This is a genomic window from Psychrobacter sp. 1U2 (genome assembly GCF_051847575.1).
The window spans coordinates 1-1,512 of sequence record NZ_JBPYDC010000179.1; the positions used below are offsets into that span (position 1 = coordinate 1).

Genomic DNA, 1,512 nt, shown 5'->3' on the forward strand with positions numbered 1-1,512 from the left:
TAACTAAAGGCAAGAATTCTGGAAAATGGCGACACCTATAAATTAGATGACTAGACAGCTTTTCTAAAGCGCCGTTAGCAAGAGGAAAGTTATAAAAGAGGGTCACAGCAAAGATCACAAAGAAGATTTTGAGTGGCCATAGCTCAATAATCTCATAAGCTTTCAGTCCCATACCAAAACAACCGATCAGGTAGGAAAATGCAATAGCAAACAGACCAATATTGATCTTAGTGGTATAGCCCAAAATAATACATATCACTATGGCTGCTAGAATATAGAGAGTCACGGCTTTTCCTTGGTCCTAACAGTAGATGTAGAGCTATATACAGTTTGTAGATTAAAGAACATGACCAAGTATGGGCAAATAGCTTTCTACACTAGAAAACCGTCCATCTTCAGAATCATATCTAATCGCATAGAATGATAACAAAAAAGGTAACGTGAATTAGATAAGATTGACTGAAAAATTTAGCTTAGCGCTAATATCAAAGTGATTAACATGAAAATGGTTTAGAGCTTAAAAAATAACTGCGCACATTCTTCTTTTTAAAGTAATAAAAATGTTTTGAAGAGTTGAGAAATTTAATAAAAATTCCATAATGGTGAATAAATGATAGATAATTTCAAGAATTTTAAAATGCCACGATATGAGCAGGTAAGATGGCACATACAAACGTTACTAACAGAGAGTAAATGGGACGAAAACACTCCTTTACCTAGTGAACAAGAATTCGCTGATAAGTACCAAGTATCGGTAGGAACCGTGCGTAAAGCGGTTGAAAAACTTGTCGACGAAGGGGTTTTGATAAAGCAGCAAGGTAGAGGGACTTTTTTAAAACGCCCAGATTTTGGAAGTTCATTATTAAGGTTTTTTAAGTTCCGTGACAAAGAATCTGGTTATGTAACGCCGACCGGTATCATCAAAAAAATCATGGTGATAGAGGCTATCGATGATATTAATCAAAAACTAGATATAGGTAAAAATAAAGCGCTAATTTATATAGAGCGCGTTCGTGTTGTCGAAGATGACGTGTTACTGAGTGAAAAAATTTGGCTACCTAAAAGTCGTTACGAAGCTTTTGTAACCTTAGAGCCCGAAGATTTTGAGAACCTTCTTTATCCGTTTTACTATACAAAATGTGGTCAGTTTGTGTCATCTGCCGTTGAGACCTTGTTTTTTATAACCAATCACATCGACCCTTATTTGGACAATACTAAGCAAGAAAACTTAGTGAAGGTATGCCGTATTGCTAAGAATTTAGAAGGTGATCCTATTGAGTATAGAGAGTCATTTGGACTGGCAGAAAAGTTCAGTTATGAGATCAATATCATTTGATAGTTATGGTGTGTCATCAGTTAAGCTAAGCAACATAGGATGCTCAATGGGCAGTACTCAATAAGTGAAGAGCTAACTCACAGCTGATGAAGACGCTTCCCCTAGGTTTAGATTATTTATTAGAACAGCACATTAATGTTTCTTATAATCATGATGAGACCACTGATTACCATTAG

2 protein-coding genes are annotated in these 1,512 nt (G+C 35.7%); one reads left to right on the forward strand and one right to left on the reverse strand.

All coding sequences use genetic code 11. The annotated features are described in order from the left end of the window. Positions 1-286, reverse strand: a 286-nt coding sequence (locus ACS8FD_RS14260; RefSeq protein ID WP_459252129.1) for a transporter permease, incomplete at its 3' end; no start/stop codon positions are given. A 324-nt stretch (positions 287-610) separates the two neighbouring features. Here ACS8FD_RS14260 and ACS8FD_RS14265 point away from each other — a divergent pair. After that, positions 611-1,336, forward strand: coding sequence for a GntR family transcriptional regulator (locus ACS8FD_RS14265; protein ID WP_439261764.1), 726 nt, complete (start codon positions 611-613; stop codon positions 1,334-1,336). The last annotated feature ends 176 nt before the right edge of the window (positions 1,337-1,512 follow it).